Raw genomic sequence first — 21,976 nt, forward strand, 5'->3', positions numbered from 1 at the left:
TTCCGGTGCTCACGTACTTTAAGTACGCTGCGCTCCGGTTCTCGAAAACCACGCCATATGCCGCGCCGCAGCGACTTACAAACAGGCTCTGACAAGGATCACTATGCAGTTAGCCCAAATCAGGCAATTTGAGGCGGTTGGTTTCCGGTCCTGGCCCGCATCGTCGGTGCATTATGATGGAAGCTGGGCAATTCGCATGACGGCCAGCCACCCTTCGAAGCGGTTGAATTCCGTCAATCCGCTCGACCCTGGTGATACCAATAATCTCGAACAACGTGTCGCGCGTGCAGCGCAACGGTTTCGCGCCTACGGCAGGCCGGCAATTTTTCGCCAGTCACCGCTCGCGCCGGAAGCGCTCGACCAGTACCTTGAGGAGCTCGGCTGGGCACGGTTTGACGAATCCATGGTCATGGTCGTCGATCTGGCAAATGTCGATCTTTCGGACGCGCTCGATCAAATTCCGCTCAAAGATATCGGCCGGTTCATCGATGCCGCCTTGCAGGTGCAGGAAGATAATGCCGCGCTGAAACCTGGCCTCTTCGAAGTTATCAATGCTATTCGTCCATCCAAGGGCTTGTTCGTCATCGAAGAGGGAGCCGTCCCGGTGTCAACGGCGATCTGTGTTCAGGATGGAGCACTGGCAGGTCTGTTCAATATCGGAACGGCGGCCAACCGGCGACGCGTGGGTCTTGGCCGGACGATTATCAAATCGGCATTGAAATGGGCCCTGCAGCACGGCGCGAAGAAGGCGTGGTTACAGGTCGAAATAGCGAACACGGGCGCCATCGCGCTCTACGAGCGGATGGGCTTCAATGAGGCTTATCGCTATGCCTACAGGCAGGCACCTGAGACATGAGCGAACACCCGATCCTTCTCGTGACGGCCTGTGCGCTGGTCGACGCGGATGGCCGGGTGTTGCTGACCCAGCGTCCGGAAGGCAAATCGCTTGCCGGTCTCTGGGAGTTTCCGGGCGGCAAGGTCGATCCGGGGGAAACGCCGGAAGAAAGCCTGATCCGCGAACTGCACGAAGAACTCGGCATCATTGTCAAACCGGCCTGCTTGGCGCCGCTGACCTTTGCCAGCCACACCTATGAAACCTTCCATCTGCTGATGCCGTTGTTCATCTGCCGGCGCTATGAGGGGATACCCCGCGGGATGGAGGGGCAGGTTCTCAAATGGGTACGGCCAAAGGATATGCGCGACTATCCAATGCCGCCTGCAGATATCCCACTCATCCCGTTCCTTGTCGATCTCCTGTAACAGCCCGTCTTGAAAGTCTACTGCGGCGGTCATCTGACGCGATTCTCTGTGCTTCCGGTGCTCACGTACTTTATGTACGCTGCGCTCCGGTTCTCGAGAACCACGCCATCTGACTCGCCACAGCGACTTTCCAAACTGGCTGTGAGTTTCAACCGCAAATTATATTCTTGCCGCGTTAACTCTGATGCTTAATTGATCCTTCACCTGATTGAGCGACTTTTAGTTAATCTTGACGCGTATTTCAGGTGGGGCATGGGGCGTAAGAACGACTATCTCGATGATGAACTGTTACAACCAAGCGCGCTTTCGGGTGCAGCCGGAGGTATCTTGCGGATCACGTTGCTGTTCGGTTCGGCAGCCGTTGCGCTGGCTCTGATCATTGCGCCGCTCGCTGACCGCGGTTCGCAGGCTGTCGTCGATTATTCGACCAGCCGCTCCATCGATGAGATCCAGACCGGATCGATCAAGAAGCCCGAACCAATAACCACGTCCACCTATACCATTCGCCGCAGCGTAACGCAGTCTTCGCCCAAGGCGGTCTGTATATTGAACAGCGATGGCTCAAAGATCGGCGACTGCTGAGAAAACTCTACTGCGGCGGGCATCTGCCGCGATTTTCTGCGCTTCCGGTGCTCACGTACTTTAAGTACCCTGCGCTCGTCGCAAGAGCGACCCCGAAAACCACGCCATACGTCTCGCCGCAGCGACTTTTCCAAATGGGCTCAGACTATTTCTTTTCGCCTGTTTCCACGTCCTTGAGAAAATCGGCAAGCGATGCCTTGGCGGAGCCGGGCTTCAACGGCTTCTGCTGCGATTCATGCGCAGCCCAGCCTGACATCCAGATGAACGAGAAAGTCGCCCTGATCCGGCCGTCTGGATCGCTGAAGCGTTCCGCATAAATCTCCGCAACCCGCATGAAATAATGCCGTGTCAGTGGCTGGCGCGATCGTCCGATGAGGATATTCTGCATGCCCATGGCGCGCAGGTCGCGCATCAGGGCAAGGGCCGAGTCGTAGCGTACCGTATAGGTCTCGATATCGGTGACGGGCAGGGTAAAACCCGCACGCTGCAACAGGCCGCCGACATCGCGGACATCGGCAAAGGGCACAACGCGGGGAGAGGCGCCGCCATAAATCTCGCTTTCTGCCGCCAGCAGGCATTCGCGCAATTCCGCCAGGGTATTCTCGCCGGCCATCGCACCGAGGAACAGACCATCGGGTTTCAGCGCGCGACGGATTTGCAAGAGGGTACCCGGCGTGTCGTTGGTGAGGTGCAAGGATAGTAGTGACACAATAAGGTCGATGCTGGCCGGTTTAAGCGGCAGGATCTCCTCATCCGCGACGACTGCAGGAAACGCACTGTCGAGAAACTGCCGCGCGTGCTCGACACGCACGATCGTCGTAGCCTTGCCGGATCGCTGAATTGCGCGCGCGGCGAGACCCGTGTGGCTCGCCAGATCCACGGCAACGTCGAATTGACGCTCAACGGCGGACAGGCGCTCTTCAAGGTCTTCGCAAGCCCGCGCAAGCAGGAAATCCGCAGAATTTCCATGCTGTCGCAAAGCGCGCAAACGCCTCGTCAGCAATAAATTTCGATCGAAGACCTGATGTCGATCCATTCCGGATTTCTCTGATGTCTGTATAGTCGAGGCGTAGATGCGTCGCCTTGGAGCGAATTGCAAATGAAAACCGGCGGGAAAATACTCGGCGCAACGATAAGCCACTTTGCGCGCAGCGCAACCAATGGGTTGTTTGGGCTGCTGTTTCCGCCGGTTTGTGCCGGTTGTGACAAGCATGTCGCGGAGCCAGGCTCACTGTGCGGTCAATGCTGGTCGAAGGTGCGTTTCATCGAGAAGCCCTATTGTCCGGTCCTCGGCATCCCCTTCAGTCATGATCTCGGCGCCGAAATCCTCTCCGCAGAAGCAATTGCCGAGCCGCCCCCGTTCCGGCGCGCCCGCTCGGTCGCTGTGCACGAAGGCGTCATCCGCGATTTGGTGCACCGGCTCAAATATAATGATCGCACTGACCTCGGGCCGTGGATGGCACGCTGGATGGTGCGTGCGGGTGGCGAACTGCTGGATGATTGCGATATTATCGTGCCTGTGCCGCTACACGCGCGGCGTTTCTGGTTTCGCCGGTTCAACCAATCCGCCGAACTTGCGCGGCATCTGGCGCGGTCGAGCGGCAAGGCATTTGATCCGGATGCGCTCAAACGCATTAAACAGACGAAACAGCAAGTGGGCCTCGGCCTGAATGAGCGTGTCGCCAATGTGCGCGGTGCGTTCAAGGTGCCCGTGACGCAGGAAATCAAGGTGCGCGGCCGCAATGTGCTCCTGATTGACGACGTCTATACAACTGGCGCGACCGTCAAAGCCGCCGCCCGCGCTTTGCTCCGAGGCGGCGCGATAAGGGTCGATGTTCTGACTTTCGGCCGGGTGTTATCGAAAGAATTGTCTCACTGACACTACTTATGTGCAAAAAACGGGTCTTTTCGCCTGAAGTTTTGATGCCTATATAGAAGGGCAAACGGAGCTTTCGAATGGTTGATGTAACAATCTATACGCGTAACGGTTGTGGTTATTGTACAGCCGCCAAAAGCCTCTTGTCTAAAAAAGGCGTCACTTTTACCGAGCACAATGCCTCGATCGAGCCCGCCGCCCGTCAGGAAATGCTGGCGCGCTCCAATGGCCGCACGACATTTCCGCAAATCTTCATCGGCGAGGCTCATGTCGGTGGTTGCGATGATCTGTATGCGCTGGAAAATCAGGGCCGTCTCGACACATTGTTGAAGACCGGCGAACTCGCTTGAGGACGATGATATGAGCTCATTTCGCGCTGCCGCCATCCAGATGCGCTCGGGCACAGATCCGCAAGCCAATGCCGCCGATCTTGCGACCTATGTTGCAGATGCTGCCGGCCAAGGTGCCGTGTACGTCCAGACACCGGAAATGACCGGTTCGTTGCAGCGCGATCGCAAGGCACTTGCCAGCGTTTTGAAAAGCGAAAGCGACGACATCATCGTTCGCACGGCTTCGGAGCTAGCGGCCAAGCACGGTATTCACCTTCATATAGGATCGACTGCGATTGCCCGTGACGATGGCAAGATTGCCAATCGCGCGTTTCTCTTCGGGCCGGACGGCAATATTCTCACACGCTATGACAAGATCCACATGTTCGATGTCGATCTCGACAATGGCGAGAGCTGGCGCGAATCGGCTGTCTACGCCCCGGGCGCCGATACGGTAGTGATCGATCTGCCTTTTGCGCGGCTCGGTCTTGCCATCTGCTATGATGTACGTTTCCCGCAGTTGTTCCGCGCCCAGGCATTGGCCGGTGCATCGGTGATTTCAGCACCTGCCGCCTTCACCCGGCAGACCGGCGAAGCGCATTGGAATGTACTTCAGCGGGCGCGCGCGATCGAGAATGGCGCCTTCATGATTTCGGCCGCGCAGGGTGGTGTGCATGAGGATGGCCGGGAAACCTATGGTCATTCCATCATCGTCGCGCCGTGGGGCGAGGTATTGGCAGAGGCCGATCATGCGGAGCCCGCAGTCATTGTGGCGGACATCGATCCGGCACTGAGTGCAGCAGCGCGAACGAAGGTACCCAACCTCAAGAACGCCCGGCCATTCGGGGTTGTCGTGGAAAACGATGGACAGGCGACGAGGTTCGACGCCGCATCATGATTCATTTTTCCCTCCATTGCGACGATGACCATGAGTTTGAAGGCTGGTTTCGCAGCAATGACGATTTCGACGCGCAAGTGGAGAAGCAGCTCGTTTCCTGCCCCGTCTGCGGTTCGGACAAAGTCGGCAAGGCCTTGATGGCGCCGTCGGTTGCAACGGGCCGCCAGAAGGAAAAGATCGCCATCGCGATGAGCAAGATGGCAAGTGAACTACGTGAAATGGCCAAGAAGGTTCGCGAAAATTCCGATTATGTTGGCAGTGATTTTGCCGAGCAAGCCCGCAAAATTCACTTTGGCGAGGCAGAACAGCGCGGCATTTATGGCGAGGCTACGCGCGACGAAGTCGAAGCGCTCGTGGATGACGGTGTCGATGTGATGCCGCTGCCGGTGTTTCCCGACGACCACAATTGATCTTGATAGGCTGATGGCGATGTCTATGGTGCGGTAGTCGATTCTGACTAACCGGATGAATTCCATGCCATTTCTGAATTCCGCCCCCGCGCTGCTCGTCCTGACTGGCGCTTTTCTGGGTTTGACGCTTCCGTTCGGCAAGCTGGCTTTTGCTGCGGGCATTGCTCCATCTCTATGGGCGTTCGTCATTTCGATCGGCGCCGGGACGGTGCTTCTGGCAGCCTTCCTTCTCATGGGAAAGCGTCCGCGTATCGATTCGCATATGATGCGGTACTATCTTATCGCCGCACTGATCTCCTACGCCATTCCCAATCTCATGACCCTTTCGGCGATTCCACACCTCGGCTCAGGGTTTACGGGGATCATGTACACATTGTCGCCGGTGTTCACCCTTCTGCTTTCGATCCTTTTCAAGATGCGCAGCCCTAATCTCCTTGGACTTCTCGGCATATTTACCGGCTTTGCCGGGGCCGTGATCGTGGGGTTTACCCGCGGTCAGGTCGGCCAGCCGGCAGAACCTCTCTGGGTGGCGATTGGCTTGCTGATCCCGGTCCTGCTTGCTCTCGGCAATGTCTATCGCACAATCGATTGGCCGAAGGGTGCTGATCCGACCGAGCTTGCGGCTGGTAGCCATCTGACCACAGCGGTGCTGCTGGTTCCGATTATTTTCTGGATGACAGGTACATTTCCCGTTCAACCACTCGGCGCTGTACCTTGGCTGGTCTTTGCCCAGGTTCTGGCGTCAGCTTGCATGTTTGCGCTGTACTTCCGGCTCCAGGCCGTTGGTGGTCCGGTCTATCTCAGCCAGATCGGTTACGTCGGCGCGGCAGTTGCATTGCTCGCGGGCACTTTGTTCCTGGGTGAAGTTTATCAGCTCGCAACCTGGATCGGTGCGGCGATCATCACCGTTGGCGTGTTGATGACCACGAAAGCCCAGCAGATGCAGCAGAAAGCTACAAAGGTCGCGTAGCCAGAACCATATAGTTTACATTGGTATCTCGTGAACGATTCCAGCTGTCTGCCAGCGGATTGTAACTTACGCCGACTTTTTCCACGACCTCCAGCCCGGCCTGCGACAAGGCAGTTTCCAGTTCTTCCGGGCGGACCAGCTTTTCATATTGGTGCGTTCCGCGCGGCAACCAGCGAAGCACATACTCCGCACCGAATATGGCAAGGCCGAGCGCCTTCAATGTCCGGTTGATGGTAGCGACAAAGGTCATGCCGCCGGGTTTGACCATCTGGGAACAGGCCGACATGTAGAGCTCGACATCGGCAACATGTTCGACGACCTCCATATTCAAGACCACGTCGAACTGTTCTCCCGCATCAGCGAGAGCTTCGGCTGTCGTCGCGCGATAATCGATCGAGAGCCCGCTCTGCGCCGCGTGGATCTTAGCGACTTCGATATTGGTCTCGCCGGCATCGGCGCCAACGACTGTCGCCCCAAGGCGCGCCATGGGCTCGCACAGAAGGCCGCCGCCGCAACCGATATCAAGAATACGCAAGCCCGCGAAGGGTGCCGGGACATTCGGATCGATGCCGTAGTGGGCGCAGACTTTCTCCTTGATATAGGCAAGGCGTGTGGGATTGAACTTGTGCAAGGGGCGGAATTTGCCTTGCGGATTCCACCACTCTGCTGCCATGCGCGAGAAACGCTCGACTTCCGCGTCGTCAATTGTCGTGCGCTGTGCTGTTGCCATCGGTTCTGTCCTTGTTGCTCGCTTCGAGTGGAACCTTCCAGCCAAAAATGTCAAGCCGTACCCGGCATTTCACAATGCTCTTACGGCCTAATCCTCAAAACGACCGGTGCCCTCACGATCGTGGTCGTACCGTTTCGTGAGCGGAAACGGCGGCAACCACGCCTCGCGACGGACGATCCAGTTTTCGTAGGTAGGCATCAGTTGGTTGGGGGCGTCCAGAGCTCCCAGGTGCACTTCGACTTCGTCTCCGGTGCGGGCGAAAACGGACGAGCCGCAGCGGGGACAGAAAAACCGTCCGGCGTAGTCGCGTGTTTCGCCGTCGATCGTTACTGCATCCTGAGGAAATACAGCGGCAGCGTAAAAAAGAGCCCCATGATGCTTGCGGCAGTCGAGGCAGTGACAAAGGCCGACCCGGTATGGGCGTCCCGACGCCACCATTCGGACGTTGCCGCACAGGCAGCCGCCGGTGAATCGGTCCATGCTGCGTCTCCTTTAAAATCAAGTGGGCGTGTTGTTTACAACGAACAGCTGTGTCCCTGCAAATGGCCGCGGCAGACGGGGACGGGTCGTTCTTCCGCAGCAGCGGTTAGTTCAGACAGCTGTCGGGCGTTCTTGCAGTCCGGCGATATTTTCGGTATGGGAGCCGCATTCATTTGGCGGGTGGCTGTTTCGATTCAAGCGGCTTCTCACCAATATATTTCAGGCATTCCAGAACGGTACCTTCCCATGGCACGCATTGTGATGAAATTCGGCGGCACTTCGGTGGCCGATATTGACCGCATCCGTAATGTGGCCAGGCATGTCAAACGCGAAGTCGATGCGGGACATGAGGTTGCTGTTGTGGTTTCGGCCATGGCCGGTAAGACCAATGAGCTAGTGGCCTGGACCCGCCAGACATCGCCGATGCACGACGCACGCGAATATGATGCTATTGTCGCATCCGGCGAGCAGGTAACGGCTGGTCTGCTTGCAATTGCCCTGCAGGCGATGGGCGTCCACGCCCGTTCCTGGCAAGGCTGGCAAATTCCGATCAAGACCGACAACGCCCATGGCGCTGCCCGAATCCTCGATATCGATGGTTCGTTCCTCATCGAGCGGTTTGCTGAGGGCCAGGTGGCCGTGATTTCCGGATTTCAGGGCATTGGTCCGGACAATCGCATTTCCACACTGGGACGCGGCGGTTCAGATACCAGCGCAGTTGCAATCGCAGCTTCGGTCAAGGCCGATCGATGTGATATCTATACCGACGTCGATGGTGTCTATACGACCGATCCGCGCGTCGAACCGAAGGCGCGGCGGCTGTCGCGGATATCGTTCGAAGAAATGCTGGAGATGGCATCTCTTGGCGCGAAAGTCCTGCAGGTGCGGTCTGTCGAGCTTGCCATGGTGCACAAAGTGCGCACCTTTGTCAGGTCCAGTTTCGAGGACCCCGATGCGCCGGGCATGGGTGATCTCATCAATCCGCCCGGAACACTTATTTGCGACGAGGAAGAAATCGTGGAACAGCAGGTTGTCACAGGAATTGCCTACGCCAAGGACGAAGCCCAGATTTCGCTGCGCCGTGTTGCCGACCGTCCGGGCATATCCGCCGCCATTTTTGGCCCGCTCGCCGAGTCGCATATCAATGTCGACATGATCGTCCAGAATGTTTCCGAAGACGGCACCAAGACCGACATGACCTTTACCGTGCCTTCGGGCGATCTCGACAAGGCTCTCGTGGTCCTCGAAAAGGTCAAGGCGGAGATCGGCTGCGATATCATCCAGTCGGAAGCTGGCATGGTCAAAGTTTCGGTCATAGGTATTGGCATGCGTAGTCATGCGGGTGTTGCCGCGACAGCGTTTCGCGCGCTGGCGGAGAAGGGTATCAACATCCGGGCCATCACGACCTCGGAGATCAAGATTTCCATTCTAATTGATGGCCCGTATGCGGAACTTGCAGTACGTACTTTGCATTCTGTGTACGGTCTGGATAAGCATTAGAATCAAGAAAATGTTTGTCGGCCGCGTCGCTGGCTGACATGATCACTCGAATGCGGTGAGGCCGACCGGTCTTGCCGGTATTCTTATGGAGAAAGGCTCCCAGTGCCAACGCGCGAGCAGACAACAGGTCCCCGTGTCATGCTGAAGCGTCTTCGCGAGTTAATGGCGGAGGCCCTTGAGCCGCAGGAGAGGCTTGACCGGATCGTTCGCGATATTGCGCAGAACATGGTTGCGGAGGTGTGTTCGTTCTACGTGCTTCGCTCCGATGGTGTCCTGGAACTTTACGCAACCGAAGGTTTGAACCCGTCCGCCGTGCACTTGGCACAATTGCGTCTTGGGCAGGGCCTTGTCGGTACCATCGCAGCCAGCGCCCGCCCGCTCAATCTGACCGACGCGCAGACACATCCGGCCTTCGCCTATCTGCCGGAGACGGGCGAGGAGGTCTACAATTCATTCCTTGGCGTGCCGATCCTCCGGGCGGGGCGCACCCTGGGCGTCCTCGTCGTGCAGAACCGGACCAAGCGCGTCTATCGCGAGGATGAGGTCGAAGCGCTCGAAACGACGGCCATGGTGCTGGCAGAAATGGTTGCCGCTGGCAGTCTGACGCGGCTTGCACGGCCTGGGGTCGAACTCGACATGGGCAAGCCCATGAGCTTCAGTGGCAGCGCCTTCAATGATGGCGTGGGCCTTGGGCACGTCGTGCTGCATGAGCCGCGCATCGTCGTCACAAACCTCTTCAACGAAAACATCGACACGGAAATCGACCGGCTCGAAACTTCGCTCGGTTCATTGCGCATTTCGATCGATGACATGTTATCGCGCCGTGATGTGGCCTTCGAGGGCGAGCATCGCGAGGTGCTCGAAGCCTATCGCATGTTCGCACACGATACGGGCTGGGTACGGCGTCTCGAAGAGGCAATTCGCAACGGCCTGACGGCGGAAGCCGCAGTTGAAAAAGTACAGAGCGATACCCGCGCCCGGATGATGCACCTGACAGATCCCTATATGCGCGAGCGGCTGAGCGATTTCGACGACCTTGCCAACCGTTTGCTACGCCAGCTGATGGGCCGTGATGTCAAGACCATGGCGGGTTCCCTCGCCAAGGACGCCATCATCATCGCCCGCTCGATGGGCGCCGCAGAACTTCTGGACTACCCGCGCGAACGCCTGCGAGGTCTTGTGCTCGAAGATGGGGCCGCGACCAGCCATGTAGTGATTGTTGCCCGCGCCATGGGCATCCCGGTTGCCGGGCAGGTCAAGGGTGTCGTCTCCATGGCCGAAAACAACGACGCTGTGATCGTCGATGGTGACGATGGCCGCGTTCATTTGCGCCCGCAGTCGGACGTGGAAGCCGCCTACACGGAAAAGGTTAAATTCCGCGCCAAGCGTCAGGCGCTTTACCGGGAATTGCGCGACCAGCCTTCGATGACGAAGGATGGTGTGCATATTTCGCTCCTGATGAATGCCGGTCTGCTCGTCGACCTGCCGCAATTGGTGGAAGCCGGTGCTGCTGGTATCGGCCTGTTCCGTACCGAACTTCAATTCATGGTCGCCTCGACTTTCCCGCGTGCCGAACAGCAGGAGCGGCTCTATCGTTCCGTATTGGATGCCGCTGGCGACAAGCCGGTGACATTCCGGACGCTCGACATAGGTGGCGACAAGGTGCTGCCCTATTTCCGCAGCGATGCAAACGAAGAAAACCCTGCCATGGGCTGGCGGGCGATCCGTTTGACGCTCGATCGTCCCGGCCTGTTGCGTACGCAGGTACGCGCGCTTTTGAAAGCGGCCGGCGGACGCGAGCTCCGGCTGATGCTGCCGATGGTCACGGAAGTGGCAGAAGTGCGCAAGGCGAGCGAACTGATCAACCGTGAGGTGCAGCACCTGTCGCGCTTCGCCCACAATCTGCCAACGCGTGTCAAGATCGGGGCAATGGTCGAGGTGCCATCGTTGCTGTGGCAACTCGACGAGTTGATGTCGGTGGTGGATTTTGTCTCGGTTGGCTCGAACGACCTGTTTCAATTCGTCATGGCGGTCGACCGCGGCAATTCGATCATCACCAATCGGTTCGACAATCTGTCGGTGCCCTTCTTGCGGGTGCTGCGTCAGATCGCCGATGCGGGAAACCGCAACAACACGGACGTCACGCTTTGCGGTGAAATGGCGGGAAAGCCGCTTTCTGCCATGGCGTTGATCGGGCTTGGATATCGCTCCATCTCGATGTCGCCCGCGTCGATCGGCCCGATCAAGGCCATGCTCGGCACGGTCGATGTGGCAGAACTTACCGCGCAACTCGCCGATGCGATTGACAATCACGGCGAAACCGGTTCGTTGCGCCATGTCCTGACCAAGTTCGCAGAGCGAGCCGGCGTCCCACTTTAGAGGCTAAAACCTATGTCCATTCCGCAGGATCGTATGGATCAGCTGCTGAAGCGTTTCTCCATGATGGAGACGCAGATGGCGAGCAATCCCGATTCCGAGACTTACGTGAAGCTGGCTTCGGAGTATTCCGAGCTTGAGCCGGTTGTCGCCAAGATCCGCGATCTGCTCGCTGCGCGCAGCGAAGCGGAGGGGTTGCAAGCAATGCTCGATGACCGCGCCACCGACAAGGACATGCGGGAATTGGCGGAAGCCGAGCTGCCCGACATCGAGGAGCGCATCGAGGAGCTGGAGAAGGATATCCAGGTTCTGCTCCTGCCGAAAGACGTCGCCGACGAGCGCAACGCCATCCTCGAAATTCGTGCCGGCACCGGCGGTTCGGAGGCGGCGCTGTTCGGCGGTGATCTGTTTCGCATGTATGAGCGCTATGCCGCCGCAAACGGATGGCGCGTCGAGCTGATATCGGCCAGCGATGGCGAAGCCGGCGGCTACAAGGAAGTGATCGCCATGGTTTCGGGCAAGGGCGTTTTTGCCAAGCTCAAATTTGAATCGGGCGTCCACCGGGTACAGCGCGTGCCGGATACCGAGGCGAGCGGCCGCATTCATACGTCCGCCGCGACAGTTGCCGTTCTGCCGGAAGCCGAGGAAATCGACATCGATATCCGTCCCGACGATATTCGTATCGATACGATGCGTGCATCGGGATCGGGCGGTCAGCACGTCAATACGACCGACTCGGCGGTCCGTATCACGCACATTCCTTCCGGCATCGTCGTCGTGCAGGCGGAGAAGTCGCAGCACCAGAACCGTGCCCGGGCGATGCAGGTGCTGCGTTCGCGTCTGTTCGACATGCAGCGCCAGAAAGCCGATAGCGAGCGCTCCGAGGCCCGGCGCAGCCAGGTCGGTTCGGGTGATCGCTCCGAGCGAATCCGCACCTATAATTTCCCGCAGGGGCGTGTGACCGATCATCGCATCAACCTGACGCTCTACAAGCTCGATCGCATCATGGAAGGCGATCTCGATGAACTCATCGGCGCGCTGATCTCCGACTACCAGACAGCATTGCTCGCCCAGATGAACGAAAGCTTTTGAGCGTCATGGTAGAGCATGGGACGCGCCTTGCCGATGTGCACAGAGAGGCCCGCGTTCTTTTAGCAAAAGCGGGACTCGAAACGGCCGATCTCGACGCACGGCTATTGGTCGAATGGCTGACCGGCTGCGATCAGCTCGAGGCGATCCGCAATCCGGCCCGCCCGATCGACCAGACGATCGTTGCGCAGCTTCACACAGTTCTTACCCGGCGAATCAATGGCGAGTCCGTGCATCGCATCATCGGCAAACGTGCCTTCTTCGGTATCGAACTTGGGCTTTCCGCCGATACACTCGAGCCCAGGCCCGACACCGAAGCCCTGGTGGAACTCGCGATCCCGTTTCTGCGCCAGCGTATCGAGGAACAGGGTGTCGCGGACCTGATCGACCTTGGAACCGGGACGGGCGCGATTGCCTTGGCGTTGCTTGATCAATTCAGCCAATTACGCGCAGTGGGCGTCGATATTTCTGCGGGTGCCCTTGATACGGCGCGTGACAATGCCCACATCAACAATGTATCAAATCGTTTTGCAGGCCTTCATTCGGATTGGTTTTCCGAAGTAAATGGCTCATTCGACATGATTATTTCCAATCCGCCATATATACCGTCCGCCGATATAAAAGGCTTGCAACGTGAAGTAGCGCTGCATGATCCGATCGGGGCTCTGGATGGCGGGCAGGATGGCCTAACCCCCTACCGAATCATTGCCGGGCAATCCCGGCAGCATCTCAGGCAGGGTGGTGCGGTCGCATTGGAAATCGGTTTTGGACAACGTAGTGATATCGAGGCGATCTTTTCGAAGGAGAAATTCGCTTTGGGTGCTGTCCAGAGAGATATTGGTGGGCACGAAAGGGCACTTTTATTCACACCGATGTAAAAAGATTGAAAAAAGGCTTGGAATTTGGCTGGAACACGGCTAGTTTCCGGGTACCGCACTAAACCGAAACAAATCTGGTCTGCCTGTCAAGAGATTGATACGGAAATTCCGGGTGTTTGATTTCTCTTCGGAAATAGCTTTGGGGAAATGGTTTTTGCGGCAGCACAAAAGTTTTATGAAACTTTGGATGCGATTGAAGCGCGGGGCGCGCTTCAGGTCGGCACTTGAGAAGCGAAGCTTTTTGACTCAAATGGTGAGCAAATTAGCGCCCCTGATTTTCTGAAAAGAGATAAGTATGAGGCCAGTACAGCAGAATAGGCGCATGCGCGGACGCGGTAACAATAATAACCGCAGCAAAGGTCCCAACCCATTGTCCCGTAACTACGAGAGCAACGGCCCCGATGTCAAAATCCGGGGGAATGCTCAGCACGTCGCCGAAAAATATACCACTCTTGCACGGGATGCACAGAGTGCCGGTGACCGCGTGATGGCTGAAAACTATCTCCAGCACGCCGAGCACTATAATCGAATCATTCTTGCGGCGCAGGCTCAGGCGCCTGTCCAGTATCAGCGCGATGATCAGGATCAGGATCAGGACGATGAGAACGGCTATGATGATGATGGCATGAACAATGGCAACGGTAACGGCAACGATACCGATCGTCAGGAGGTTCCTGAACGCCAGGAGTTCTCGCAGCGCCAGGATCGTCAGCAGCGTCAAGATCGCCAGGACCGGCCGGAGCGTCAGGATCGCCCGGAACGTCAGGATCGCCGCGACCGTCAAGACCGGCAAGAACGTGTGATGCATCAGCCGATCAATGGCAGCGGACCACAGCCAATCATTCAGGGAACGCCCGCCGAGGTCGTTTATGACGACGACACGGTCAGCCAGCGTCAGCCACAACCTCAGCCACAGATCCAGCCGGTTGAAAATGGCGCTGCGGTGGCACCCGAGGCAGAGGCTGCCGAAGCCAAGCCAGCGCGTCGCGCACCGCGTGGCCGCAGGCCAGCCCGGCCGCGCGTCACGGAGGAAAATGGTGCGGAAGCAAGTGCTCCGGACACCGCCAACGATCTTTCGCCTGCCGGCATCGTTGCCGAGGTGAAGAAGCGCCGGACAGCAGTCGAATCCGACGTTTGATCTGATTGATCTGAATGGATCAAAAATTACGCCACTCGCAGGGAAGCCTGCGGGTGGCGGTTTGATTCCGGGAGGTCGCAGGTCCCCTCCCTGCTGCTACGCAGCCTCCCTCCCCACAAAGGGGGAGGGTAATAGCGCTCGATCCTGCTACGTCCTCTGGCTACACTCTGCAGCGGTGACAGTTGCGACGGTCTCACCCTCCCCCTTGTGGGGAGGGAGGCTGCGTAGCAGCAGGGAGGGGCTCTTCTCATAATTTCAGTTATTTAGAAGAATAATCGTGGCTGTTTATCCACGCCCCCAAAACCTCGCTTATTCTAATCTCGTCCTTTCCACGGGGAACTGCTTCCGGAGCCGTTCGAAGTGGGGAGAGGATCGGCGCCTCCGATGGCGGGTAACGGACCCGCTGTCCGGGGAAGTTCTGTCCAAGGGTTCCCCTGCCGGTACTACGACTGGCGTGTGCTGGACGAGCACTTCGAAAGGGGCTTTCGGCAGCGGGTGACGCAATTCAGCCAACGCGGAAGGCCTCCCAAGCGGAACGGACGGGATCAAAAGTCGCCGGACGGGCGGTCTTCGGATCGCATTATTATTCTACAAAGACGCGCTTCGACGACCGCCCGTCTTCCCACAATGAAAGCAATGGCCAGACTCCGAGGAGGGCGTGGCAAGGGTGGGGCTTTTTGTGCTAAAACAACAGTCACAGGCAGTGATAAAAGCTGGAATTCCGATCTTGCAGGCTGCGGACAATATTCCCATATCTGCTTCGAGCGAATGGGTCTGCCTCTTGCAGGGGACCCGTCACCAACACACCGTGCGATGCCGCTTGAAGGGTCGTTCGGGAAAAGGAGACACCATATGAACATTGAAAAATATACCGAGCGCGTCCGGGGATTCATCCAGTCAGCACAGACCTTTGCCCTCTCATCCAACCACCAGCAATTTGCACCCGAACATTTGTTGAAGGTCCTGGTCGATGACGAGGAGGGCCTTGCTGCATCGCTGATTGAGCGGGCAGGCGGGCGCATAGCAGATGTACGCCTCGGGTTGCAGGCGGCGCTTGACGCCTTGCCCAAAGTAACCGGCGGCAACGGGCAGCTTTATCTTGCCCAGCCCTTGGCCAAGATTTTCACGACTGCAGAGGAGCTGGCACAGAAAGCCGGCGACAGTTTTGTTACTGTCGAGCGCCTTCTGACTGCGATGGCCATCGAAAAGTCGGCCAAGACCGCGGACATATTGAGCCGCGCCGGCGTGACCGCTGCGGGGCTTAATGCCGTCATCAACGACATCCGCAAGGGGCGGACCGCAGATTCGGCTTCGGCCGAAAACACCTACGACGCCTTGAAGAAATATGCGCGCGATCTCACCGCGGATGCACGGGCCGGTAAGCTCGACCCTGTGATTGGACGCGACGATGAAATCCGCCGCACTATTCAGGTATTGTCGCGTCGCACCAAGAATAATCCGGTGCTGATTGGCGAGCCTGGCGTCGGCAAGACGGCAATTGCAGAAGGCCTTGCGCTGCGTATCGTCAATGGCGATGTGCCTGAATCACTGAAAGACAAGCAGTTGATGGCACTCGATATGGGCGCTCTCATTGCCGGCGCGAAATATCGTGGCGAATTCGAGGAGCGGCTGAAAGGCGTGCTGTCCGAAGTCACTTCGGCAAATGGCCAGATCATCCTGTTCATCGACGAGATGCACACGCTTGTCGGCGCTGGTAAGGCCGAAGGTGCGATGGACGCTTCGAACCTCTTGAAGCCGGCATTGGCTCGCGGTGAACTGCACTGCGTTGGCGCGACGACGCTCGACGAATATCGCAAGCATGTCGAAAAGGATGCAGCGCTTGCCCGCCGGTTCCAGCCGGTGTTTGTCGATGAGCCGTCGGTGGAGGATACCATCTCGATCTTGCGCGGCCTGAAGGAGAAATACGAGCAGCATCATAAAGTTCGAATCTCCGATTCGGCGCTTGTTGCGGCGGCGACATTATCCAACCGCTACATCACCGACCGGTTCCTGCCCGACAAGGCGATCGATTTGATCGACGAAGGCGCAGCACGGCTTCGCATGCAGGTTGATTCCAAACCGGAGGAGCTGGACGAGATCGACCGGCGTATCATGCAGTTGAAGATCGAGCGTGAGGCGCTGAAGGTCGAAAAAGACGACGCTTCCCGCGATCGTCTTGAGCGGCTGGAGAAGGAACTCGCCGATCTGGAAGAACAGTCAACCGCGATAACCAACACATGGCAGGCTGAAAAGCAGAAGCTCGGTCATGCGGCCGACTTGAAGCGACAGCTTGACGATGCACGCAATGCGCTTGCATCTGCCCAGCGCAATGGTGAATTCCAGAAGGCCGGCGAGCTCGCCTATGGGACGATCCCCCAGTTGGAAAAGCAGCTGGCGGAGGCTGAACAGCATGACGGTTCAACCTCGATGGTCGAAGAAATCGTGACACCGGATCATATCGCTCAGGTTGTTTCGCGCTGGACTGGCATTCCGGTAGACCGGATGCTGGAAGGCGAACGTGAGAAGCTCTTGCGTATGGAGGATGAACTGGCCAAGCGGGTCGTCGGTCAGGGCGAAGCAGTCCAGGCTGTGTCGAAAGCCATTCGCCGCGCGCGGGCGGGATTGCAGGATCCGAACCGGCCTATCGGCTCGTTCATCTTTCTTGGGCCAACAGGTGTCGGCAAGACGGAGCTGACGAAAACGCTGGCTTCATTCCTGTTCTCCGACGAGACGGCCATGGTTCGGCTCGACATGTCCGAATACATGGAAAAGCATTCCGTCTCGCGGCTGATCGGCGCGCCTCCCGGCTATGTCGGTTATGAAGAGGGTGGTGCTCTTACCGAGGCTGTTCGCCGCAGGCCCTATCAGGTGATTCTCTTCGACGAGATCGAAAAGGCCCATCCGGATGTGTTCAACGTCCTTCTGCAGGTTCTTGACGATGGCCGCTTGACCGATGGTCAGGGGCGTACTGTCGATTTCCGCAACACGCTGATCATCATGACATCGAACCTCGGGGCCGAATATCTTGTCGGGCTGTCAGAGGGCCAGGATGTCGAGGAGGTTCGTGAAGAGGTGATGAACGTCGTCAAGGCATCGTTCAGGCCGGAGTTCCTCAACCGTGTGGATGAGATCATCCTGTTTCATCGGTTGCAGCGCAAGGAGATGGGCAAGATCGTGGCAATCCAGCTGCAGCATCTGCAGTCGCTTCTGACAGATCGCAAGATCGTTTTGAAGATCGATGAGGATGCAACGAACTGGCTGGCCGAGAAAGGCTACGATCCTGCCTATGGTGCGCGGCCGTTGAAGCGCGTGATCCAGAAGGAAGTACAGGACCCGCTGGCCGAGAGGATCCTGCTCGGCGAGATACTGGATGGCTCCACGGTCAAGATCACCGCTGGGTCGGACAGGCTGAACTTCAAGTCTGTTAAATCCGCTCCCGAACGGGAAAAGAGCGAGGCCGCGTAAGTGCGCTCTGCACAAAAACAGCAAACAAAGGAGATGGCCGCCATATAGCGGCCATTTTCACGTCCCGTTCATTCGATAAATGCAACGATAAAAGCCTATCGTCATTAACCATAAAGACAGGAAAATCGGTCATTTATGCTTAACGACAAGTTAGTGGCAGAAACCGGAAGCTGAAGGCATGACGTCTTATCGTTGTTCATTATTTGGAATGTTGTTGATTGCTTCAACCGGTGCTGTCGCTCCGTTCACCGCACAAGCCGCAGAAAGAGCTGTGCCCGTCGTCAACGACCAGGCTTCATATACCGTTGCGCAATGGTTCGAACCGCGCGAGCGGCGGCAAGCTTATCGATCCTATTTTGATGAGTATGGCCGTAAAATTACCGTGGATCGCCGCGGGCGGATCGTTTCGGTCGAAGAGGCGCAAACCAATCAATCGAATGAGGGGACGGATTATTTTCCCGATGCGCCGCAAGATCCGTATGACACCGGTGCAATTTCGAATGATCCCTACGGCACGGCACTGCCTTCCGAGAGCGACTATGGCAGCGTCAACCGCGAACCTTTGCCGCCCGCCAATGGCGAATCGGATTTGCAACCCACCGATCCGAACCTTGTCGAACCCGGTGCGCCAAGCGATGGCCTGACGGATGTTCCGCAGCAGGAGCAGATACCGGTTCATCCCAACCCGGCACCGACGATAGAACTGCCGAAAGGGCAGGGCGCGAAAGCCAAGATCGCCGCCATCCAGGTTCTGCTTGACCGGATCGGTGTGTCGCCAGGCGTTATCGATGGTCACAAGGGCGGGAACGTCGACAAGGCTGTTGCCGCTTTCGAGGAAATGACCGGACAGCAGTTCGATCCTCTCAACGAAGAAGGCATCAATGCATCGCTGGAACAGACCGGCGGTCCGGCGTTCATGTCCTATACAATCACATCCGAAGATGCCGCCTATCCATTCGTTGCATCCATCCCGGAAGACTACAGCCACAAGGCGCAACTGGAGCGTATGGCCTTCACGTCGGTGACGGAAATGCTGGCCGAGCGGTTTCACATGGACGAGAACTATCTGAAAGAAATGAATCCCGGCGTGGATTTCAACACGCCAGGTGTTGCCATTCAGGTAGCAAATACCGGCCAAAACGCCGGCGGCGCCGTGACGCGTATCATCGCCGACAAGGGACGCAAGCAAGTTCGTGGGTATAATGCCGAAGGGCGGCTGGTCGTTGCCTATCCGGCAACGATCGGATCGACTGATACGCCATCGCCTTCGGGTACCGTGCAGGTCGAGCGCGTCGCTCTCAATCCGAATTATACCTACAACCCGAAAATCAACTTCAAGCAGGGTGAGAACAATTCGGTTTTGACGATACCTCCGGGACCGAACGGCCCTGTCGGCACCGTTTGGATCGCCTTGTCGAAGCCGACCTACGGGATTCACGGCACACCTGAACCGTCAAAGATCGGCAAGACCAACAGTCATGGTTGTGTGCGCCTGACCAATTGGGACGCGACGGAACTGTCGAAGCTCGTGCAGAAGGGCGTAACAGTCGAATTCCAGGAGTAGGGTTCAGCCGCTGGCAGCGACCTTGGTCCCCTTCGCTTCGTCATCCTTAAGAAGCTGATCGATACGTTCACGCTCGCGCTTGAATGCGACCAGATCATCGCCGCCAAGTTCACCGCCGCTCGGAAGGCGGATGCGCATCGGATCGACCTTGGAGCCATTGACGATCACCTCGTAATGCAAATGAGGGCCAGTCGAAAGCCCGGTCGATCCGAGGTAACCTATAACCTGGCCCTGCCGCACCTTCGCACCCGGGATCACGCCGCTGGCGATAGCGTTCTGATGCGAATAACTGCTTTCATAGCCGTTGGAATGGCGTATGAGCGTCTGGTTGCCATAGCCGTTGGTCCAACCCGCTCGTTCGACGACACCATTGCCTGCAGCGATGATTGGCGTTCCACGCGGCGCTGACCAGTCCACACCCGTATGCATGCGGGAATAACCAAGGATGGGATGACGCCGCATGCCGAAGGGCGAACGGAAGATGCCGTTCGGTACCGGTTTACGCAGCAGGAACTGCTTGGAGCTCTTGCCGTCCTCGTCGTAGTAGTCGGTGTTGCCGTCCTTGCTGTGGAACCGGTAGAATTTTTTCAGGTCACCGCCAAAATTGGCTGCAACGTAGAGAATTTCCGAATCGTCGCCGGCCTTCTCCGAATCTGCCGGAAGCGAGAACAAGGCTTCCAACTCATCGGTGGGTGAAAGCTGCGACTGGAAGTCGACATCGGAAGCAAGCATCCTGATGAGCTGTTTGATCATCGGGTCCGTCATGCCATAGGCGACACCGGCGCGGTAGATGCCGTCATAGATCGTGGGCAAATCTTCAGTCCGGCGCGAGACCGGGGGATTATCATCGAATGCAACCTGCAGGCCAGGTGTCATCTCCGGTTCGTCCGCCGGGACATATTGGTCGCGGTCGTTGAGGGCGATCGTCAGGACATGCGTGCTTCCATTGTAGACGCTGGCCCGCATGATCCTGTCGGTATTGTTCTGGGACTCGATGCCAAGCCGTAATACGCTGCCGCTCTTCAAACGCGGCGAGTTCAACAGCTTGGCGATCGCCTCCGACATGCCCGTAGCGTCGCCGTTCTCGTAGCCCGCATCATTGAGTGCGGCCAGAATATCCTTGTCACTGCGGAACGGAATGAGTTCTTCCGAATAGCCGGCACTCTCGGCGTCCTCGGACAGCCGGGGAGAGACGCTGACATTTTCCTGAATGATTTTGACGGCAAGGGGACTGCGAAGATTGTAAGGATCCTCGTCTGTACCAAATCGCAGCGGGTCGACGTAGTGGAGAGAAGCGACCTGGATGGCTCCATCGGTCAGAAGTGAGCCAGTGTTGCGGACAACCTCTTCCACGTCATCCACACTCAGATCATCGGCGGGATCGTATTGCGCCGTGGCCAAGGGGAAATCCACAGTGCGGAGGCTGACCTCACTCTCCACCTTGGCACCGTAGATCAAGCCGGTTTTCGGTGTCGGGTCCGTGCCCTCATTGGCTTCCGCGAAGACATCGAGGGGATTGAACGCGGGATATCGCCGATTGGTGTTATGGACATCGGCGAGCGCGATGTGGACGAATTCGAACGGCATTGAACGAATAACGTCACGCTCGCCATCCTTGAACATCGTCGAAACATCGAGCCGTCTGCGGTCGCGATTTTTCTGGATGGGTGTCGTTGCGGCCACGCGAGCGCCTTTGGTGACATCGGAATTGCCGCCCGGTGCAGGCATTGCGTTGCGGGCCATCAATTCCGGCGGCGTCGCCAGCTGTTCGCGGCCGTCAAGCGCTGCAAACAAGGCCACACCCATTAATATGCTGGAAGTAATGCCAGTAAGAAAGGTGCCGGCAAGCCATCGTGCCGAGATCTCTCGACGATCTGGCGGGCCACGACGGCCGTCCGTAATCAACGGCGGCTCGTTGCCCGGATCGATTGATGAGTGCCCCTCGTACTCGTTCATACTGTTAAGTGTTGATCCTGTCGCCGTTATTGACTGCGGGCTTATGAGATTTTTCGGCGCTTGCCGACCAGCCTTGTACTGGTATGAAATCGATTGGGACGCAGTTTTGCCCTCCCAGCTTGCCTATGTCAACGCGCGGTCCCGCAAGCCTGTGCAAATGCTGCGTGACGCAGATTGATAGATCGGACTGATCGTGTGGCATGGGAGCGAGCGCTATGTCGGGATTTGGGCATGTTTGTGGCCGATCCATTCACATTTCAATTCGCCGGCTATATCCCGGCTATATCCACAAGGTGCCACTTTGCATGCTAAAACGGCGCCCCAAAAGACTCTGTCATATTTTTCATAATTTCTTCAAAATCGATGTTGACAGGTTTGTTAGGTGGGGTCTATATACCGGCACAACGAGGGCGGGGCGCCGCTGGCGGTTGCCGAATGCGCCCTATAGTTTGGTTGACTGGTTTGCTTGCGGGCT

Annotated in this window: 19 protein-coding genes and 1 pseudogene; 16 read left to right on the forward strand and 4 right to left on the reverse strand. The window is 57.6% G+C overall.

The window, feature by feature from the left end:
• Positions 1-103 precede the first annotated feature (103 nt).
• From PHA01_RS16540 to PHA01_RS16550, 3 genes are all read left to right on the forward strand, one after another.
• The gene (locus PHA01_RS16540; RefSeq protein ID WP_271897334.1) at positions 104-856 is read left to right on the forward strand and encodes a GNAT family N-acetyltransferase; all 753 of its coding nucleotides are present in this window, start codon (positions 104-106) and stop codon (positions 854-856) included.
• Positions 853-1,260 (forward strand): (deoxy)nucleoside triphosphate pyrophosphohydrolase, encoded by a 408-nt coding sequence (locus tag PHA01_RS16545; RefSeq protein ID WP_271897336.1) that lies wholly within the window; start codon positions 853-855, stop codon positions 1,258-1,260. Before PHA01_RS16540 ends, PHA01_RS16545 begins: the two co-directional genes overlap by 4 nt.
• Before the next feature lie 252 nt (positions 1,261-1,512).
• On the forward strand, positions 1,513-1,842 hold the full coding sequence (locus PHA01_RS16550; protein WP_271897338.1) for a hypothetical protein: 330 nt from the start codon (positions 1,513-1,515) through the stop codon (positions 1,840-1,842).
• A gap of 145 nt (positions 1,843-1,987) precedes the next feature.
• Here the strand turns inward: PHA01_RS16550 and PHA01_RS16555 are convergent, their stop codons facing one another.
• Positions 1,988-2,878 (reverse strand): methyltransferase domain-containing protein, encoded by an 891-nt coding sequence (locus PHA01_RS16555; RefSeq protein ID WP_271897341.1) that lies wholly within the window; start codon positions 2,876-2,878, stop codon positions 1,988-1,990.
• A 63-nt stretch (positions 2,879-2,941) separates the two neighbouring features.
• On the opposite strand from PHA01_RS16555, the gene PHA01_RS16560 reads away from it, so the two are divergent.
• The 5 genes from PHA01_RS16560 (at position 2,942) to PHA01_RS16580 (ending at position 6,325) form a co-directional block, all read left to right on the forward strand.
• Positions 2,942-3,721, forward strand: a complete 780-nt coding sequence (locus PHA01_RS16560) for a ComF family protein (RefSeq protein WP_334312030.1) — start codon at positions 2,942-2,944, stop codon at positions 3,719-3,721.
• A gap of 77 nt (positions 3,722-3,798) precedes the next feature.
• A complete protein-coding gene (gene grxC, locus PHA01_RS16565) occupies positions 3,799-4,068 on the forward strand; it encodes a glutaredoxin 3 (protein WP_271897342.1) in 270 nt (89 codons plus the stop codon).
• Between the two features lie 10 nt (positions 4,069-4,078).
• Entirely contained in the window at positions 4,079-4,945 is an 867-nt protein-coding gene (locus PHA01_RS16570; RefSeq protein ID WP_271897344.1) for a carbon-nitrogen hydrolase family protein, read from the forward strand.
• Positions 4,942-5,355, forward strand: coding sequence for a DUF1178 family protein (locus PHA01_RS16575; RefSeq protein WP_271897346.1), 414 nt, complete (start codon positions 4,942-4,944; stop codon positions 5,353-5,355). The genes PHA01_RS16570 and PHA01_RS16575 overlap by 4 nt, the downstream gene beginning before the upstream one ends.
• 64 nt (positions 5,356-5,419) lie before the next feature.
• Positions 5,420-6,325, forward strand: a complete 906-nt coding sequence (locus PHA01_RS16580; protein ID WP_271897348.1) for a DMT family transporter — start codon at positions 5,420-5,422, stop codon at positions 6,323-6,325.
• On the opposite strand, the gene ubiG is transcribed toward PHA01_RS16580, so the two are convergent.
• Entirely contained in the window at positions 6,309-7,055 is a 747-nt protein-coding gene (gene ubiG / locus PHA01_RS16585; RefSeq protein ID WP_271897350.1) for a bifunctional 2-polyprenyl-6-hydroxyphenol methylase/3-demethylubiquinol 3-O-methyltransferase UbiG, read from the reverse strand. The two genes, PHA01_RS16580 and ubiG, sit on opposite strands and share 17 nt — an antisense overlap.
• Before the next feature lie 87 nt (positions 7,056-7,142).
• Positions 7,143-7,535, reverse strand: a complete 393-nt coding sequence (locus PHA01_RS16590; RefSeq protein ID WP_271897352.1) for a GFA family protein — start codon at positions 7,533-7,535, stop codon at positions 7,143-7,145.
• Between the two features lie 246 nt (positions 7,536-7,781).
• Here PHA01_RS16590 and PHA01_RS16595 point away from each other — a divergent pair, with 246 nt between their 5' ends.
• The 8 genes and pseudogenes from PHA01_RS16595 (at position 7,782) to PHA01_RS16630 (ending at position 19,545) form a co-directional block, all read left to right on the forward strand.
• On the forward strand, positions 7,782-9,035 hold the full coding sequence (locus PHA01_RS16595) for an aspartate kinase (protein WP_271897354.1): 1,254 nt from the start codon (positions 7,782-7,784) through the stop codon (positions 9,033-9,035).
• Positions 9,036-9,173: 138 nt separating this feature from the next.
• Positions 9,174-11,414 (forward strand): phosphoenolpyruvate--protein phosphotransferase, encoded by a 2,241-nt coding sequence (ptsP, locus tag PHA01_RS16600; RefSeq protein WP_112532269.1) that lies wholly within the window; start codon positions 9,174-9,176, stop codon positions 11,412-11,414.
• A 12-nt stretch (positions 11,415-11,426) separates the two neighbouring features.
• Positions 11,427-12,503, forward strand: a complete 1,077-nt coding sequence (gene prfA / locus PHA01_RS16605; protein ID WP_271897356.1) for a peptide chain release factor 1 — start codon at positions 11,427-11,429, stop codon at positions 12,501-12,503.
• Between the two features lie 5 nt (positions 12,504-12,508).
• On the forward strand, positions 12,509-13,378 hold the full coding sequence (gene prmC / locus PHA01_RS16610; protein WP_271897405.1) for a peptide chain release factor N(5)-glutamine methyltransferase: 870 nt from the start codon (positions 12,509-12,511) through the stop codon (positions 13,376-13,378).
• Between the two features lie 322 nt (positions 13,379-13,700).
• Positions 13,701-13,871: pseudogene (locus PHA01_RS16615) on the forward strand (DUF4167 domain-containing protein); the annotation flags it as partial.
• Positions 13,872-14,180: 309 nt separating this feature from the next.
• On the forward strand, positions 14,181-14,516 hold the full coding sequence (locus PHA01_RS16620; RefSeq protein ID WP_271897412.1) for a hypothetical protein: 336 nt from the start codon (positions 14,181-14,183) through the stop codon (positions 14,514-14,516).
• An 852-nt stretch (positions 14,517-15,368) separates the two neighbouring features.
• Positions 15,369-17,981, forward strand: coding sequence for an ATP-dependent chaperone ClpB (gene clpB, locus PHA01_RS16625; protein WP_271897359.1), 2,613 nt, complete (start codon positions 15,369-15,371; stop codon positions 17,979-17,981).
• Between the two features lie 208 nt (positions 17,982-18,189).
• On the forward strand, positions 18,190-19,545 hold the full coding sequence (locus tag PHA01_RS16630; protein WP_271897407.1) for a L,D-transpeptidase: 1,356 nt from the start codon (positions 18,190-18,192) through the stop codon (positions 19,543-19,545).
• A 3-nt stretch (positions 19,546-19,548) separates the two neighbouring features.
• On the opposite strand, the gene PHA01_RS16635 is transcribed toward PHA01_RS16630, so the two are convergent.
• Positions 19,549-21,501: a M23 family metallopeptidase gene (locus PHA01_RS16635; protein ID WP_271897361.1), complete on the reverse strand. Its 1,953-nt coding sequence runs from the start codon at positions 21,499-21,501 to the stop codon at positions 19,549-19,551.
• Positions 21,502-21,976: the final 475 nt, after the last annotated feature.

Source organism: Candidatus Phyllobacterium onerii (genome assembly GCF_028331445.1).
Lineage (GTDB): Bacteria > Pseudomonadota > Alphaproteobacteria > Rhizobiales > Rhizobiaceae > Phyllobacterium > Phyllobacterium onerii.

What these genes read in the sequence shown, in the direction of transcription:
- PHA01_RS16540 (WP_271897334.1), top strand. Translation starts at nt 104, where the DNA reads ATGCAGTTAGCCCAAATCAGGCAATTTGAGGCGGTTGGTTTCCGGTCC.
- PHA01_RS16545 (WP_271897336.1), top strand. Translation starts at nt 853, where the DNA reads ATGAGCGAACACCCGATCCTTCTCGTGACGGCCTGTGCGCTGGTCGAC.
- PHA01_RS16550 (WP_271897338.1), top strand. Translation starts at nt 1,513, where the DNA reads ATGGGGCGTAAGAACGACTATCTCGATGATGAACTGTTACAACCAAGC.
- PHA01_RS16555 (WP_271897341.1), bottom strand. Translation starts at nt 2,878, where the DNA reads ATGGATCGACATCAGGTCTTCGATCGAAATTTATTGCTGACGAGGCGT.
- PHA01_RS16560 (WP_334312030.1), top strand. Translation starts at nt 2,942, where the DNA reads ATGAAAACCGGCGGGAAAATACTCGGCGCAACGATAAGCCACTTTGCG.
- grxC (WP_271897342.1), top strand. Translation starts at nt 3,799, where the DNA reads ATGGTTGATGTAACAATCTATACGCGTAACGGTTGTGGTTATTGTACA.
- PHA01_RS16570 (WP_271897344.1), top strand. Translation starts at nt 4,079, where the DNA reads ATGAGCTCATTTCGCGCTGCCGCCATCCAGATGCGCTCGGGCACAGAT.
- PHA01_RS16575 (WP_271897346.1), top strand. Translation starts at nt 4,942, where the DNA reads ATGATTCATTTTTCCCTCCATTGCGACGATGACCATGAGTTTGAAGGC.
- PHA01_RS16580 (WP_271897348.1), top strand. Translation starts at nt 5,420, where the DNA reads ATGCCATTTCTGAATTCCGCCCCCGCGCTGCTCGTCCTGACTGGCGCT.
- ubiG (WP_271897350.1), bottom strand. Translation starts at nt 7,055, where the DNA reads ATGGCAACAGCACAGCGCACGACAATTGACGACGCGGAAGTCGAGCGT.
- PHA01_RS16590 (WP_271897352.1), bottom strand. Translation starts at nt 7,535, where the DNA reads ATGGACCGATTCACCGGCGGCTGCCTGTGCGGCAACGTCCGAATGGTG.
- PHA01_RS16595 (WP_271897354.1), top strand. Translation starts at nt 7,782, where the DNA reads ATGGCACGCATTGTGATGAAATTCGGCGGCACTTCGGTGGCCGATATT.
- ptsP (WP_112532269.1), top strand. Translation starts at nt 9,174, where the DNA reads ATGCTGAAGCGTCTTCGCGAGTTAATGGCGGAGGCCCTTGAGCCGCAG.
- prfA (WP_271897356.1), top strand. Translation starts at nt 11,427, where the DNA reads ATGTCCATTCCGCAGGATCGTATGGATCAGCTGCTGAAGCGTTTCTCC.
- prmC (WP_271897405.1), top strand. Translation starts at nt 12,509, where the DNA reads ATGGTAGAGCATGGGACGCGCCTTGCCGATGTGCACAGAGAGGCCCGC.
- PHA01_RS16620 (WP_271897412.1), top strand. Translation starts at nt 14,181, where the DNA reads ATGCATCAGCCGATCAATGGCAGCGGACCACAGCCAATCATTCAGGGA.
- clpB (WP_271897359.1), top strand. Translation starts at nt 15,369, where the DNA reads ATGAACATTGAAAAATATACCGAGCGCGTCCGGGGATTCATCCAGTCA.
- PHA01_RS16630 (WP_271897407.1), top strand. Translation starts at nt 18,190, where the DNA reads ATGTTGTTGATTGCTTCAACCGGTGCTGTCGCTCCGTTCACCGCACAA.
- PHA01_RS16635 (WP_271897361.1), bottom strand. Translation starts at nt 21,501, where the DNA reads ATGAACGAGTACGAGGGGCACTCATCAATCGATCCGGGCAACGAGCCG.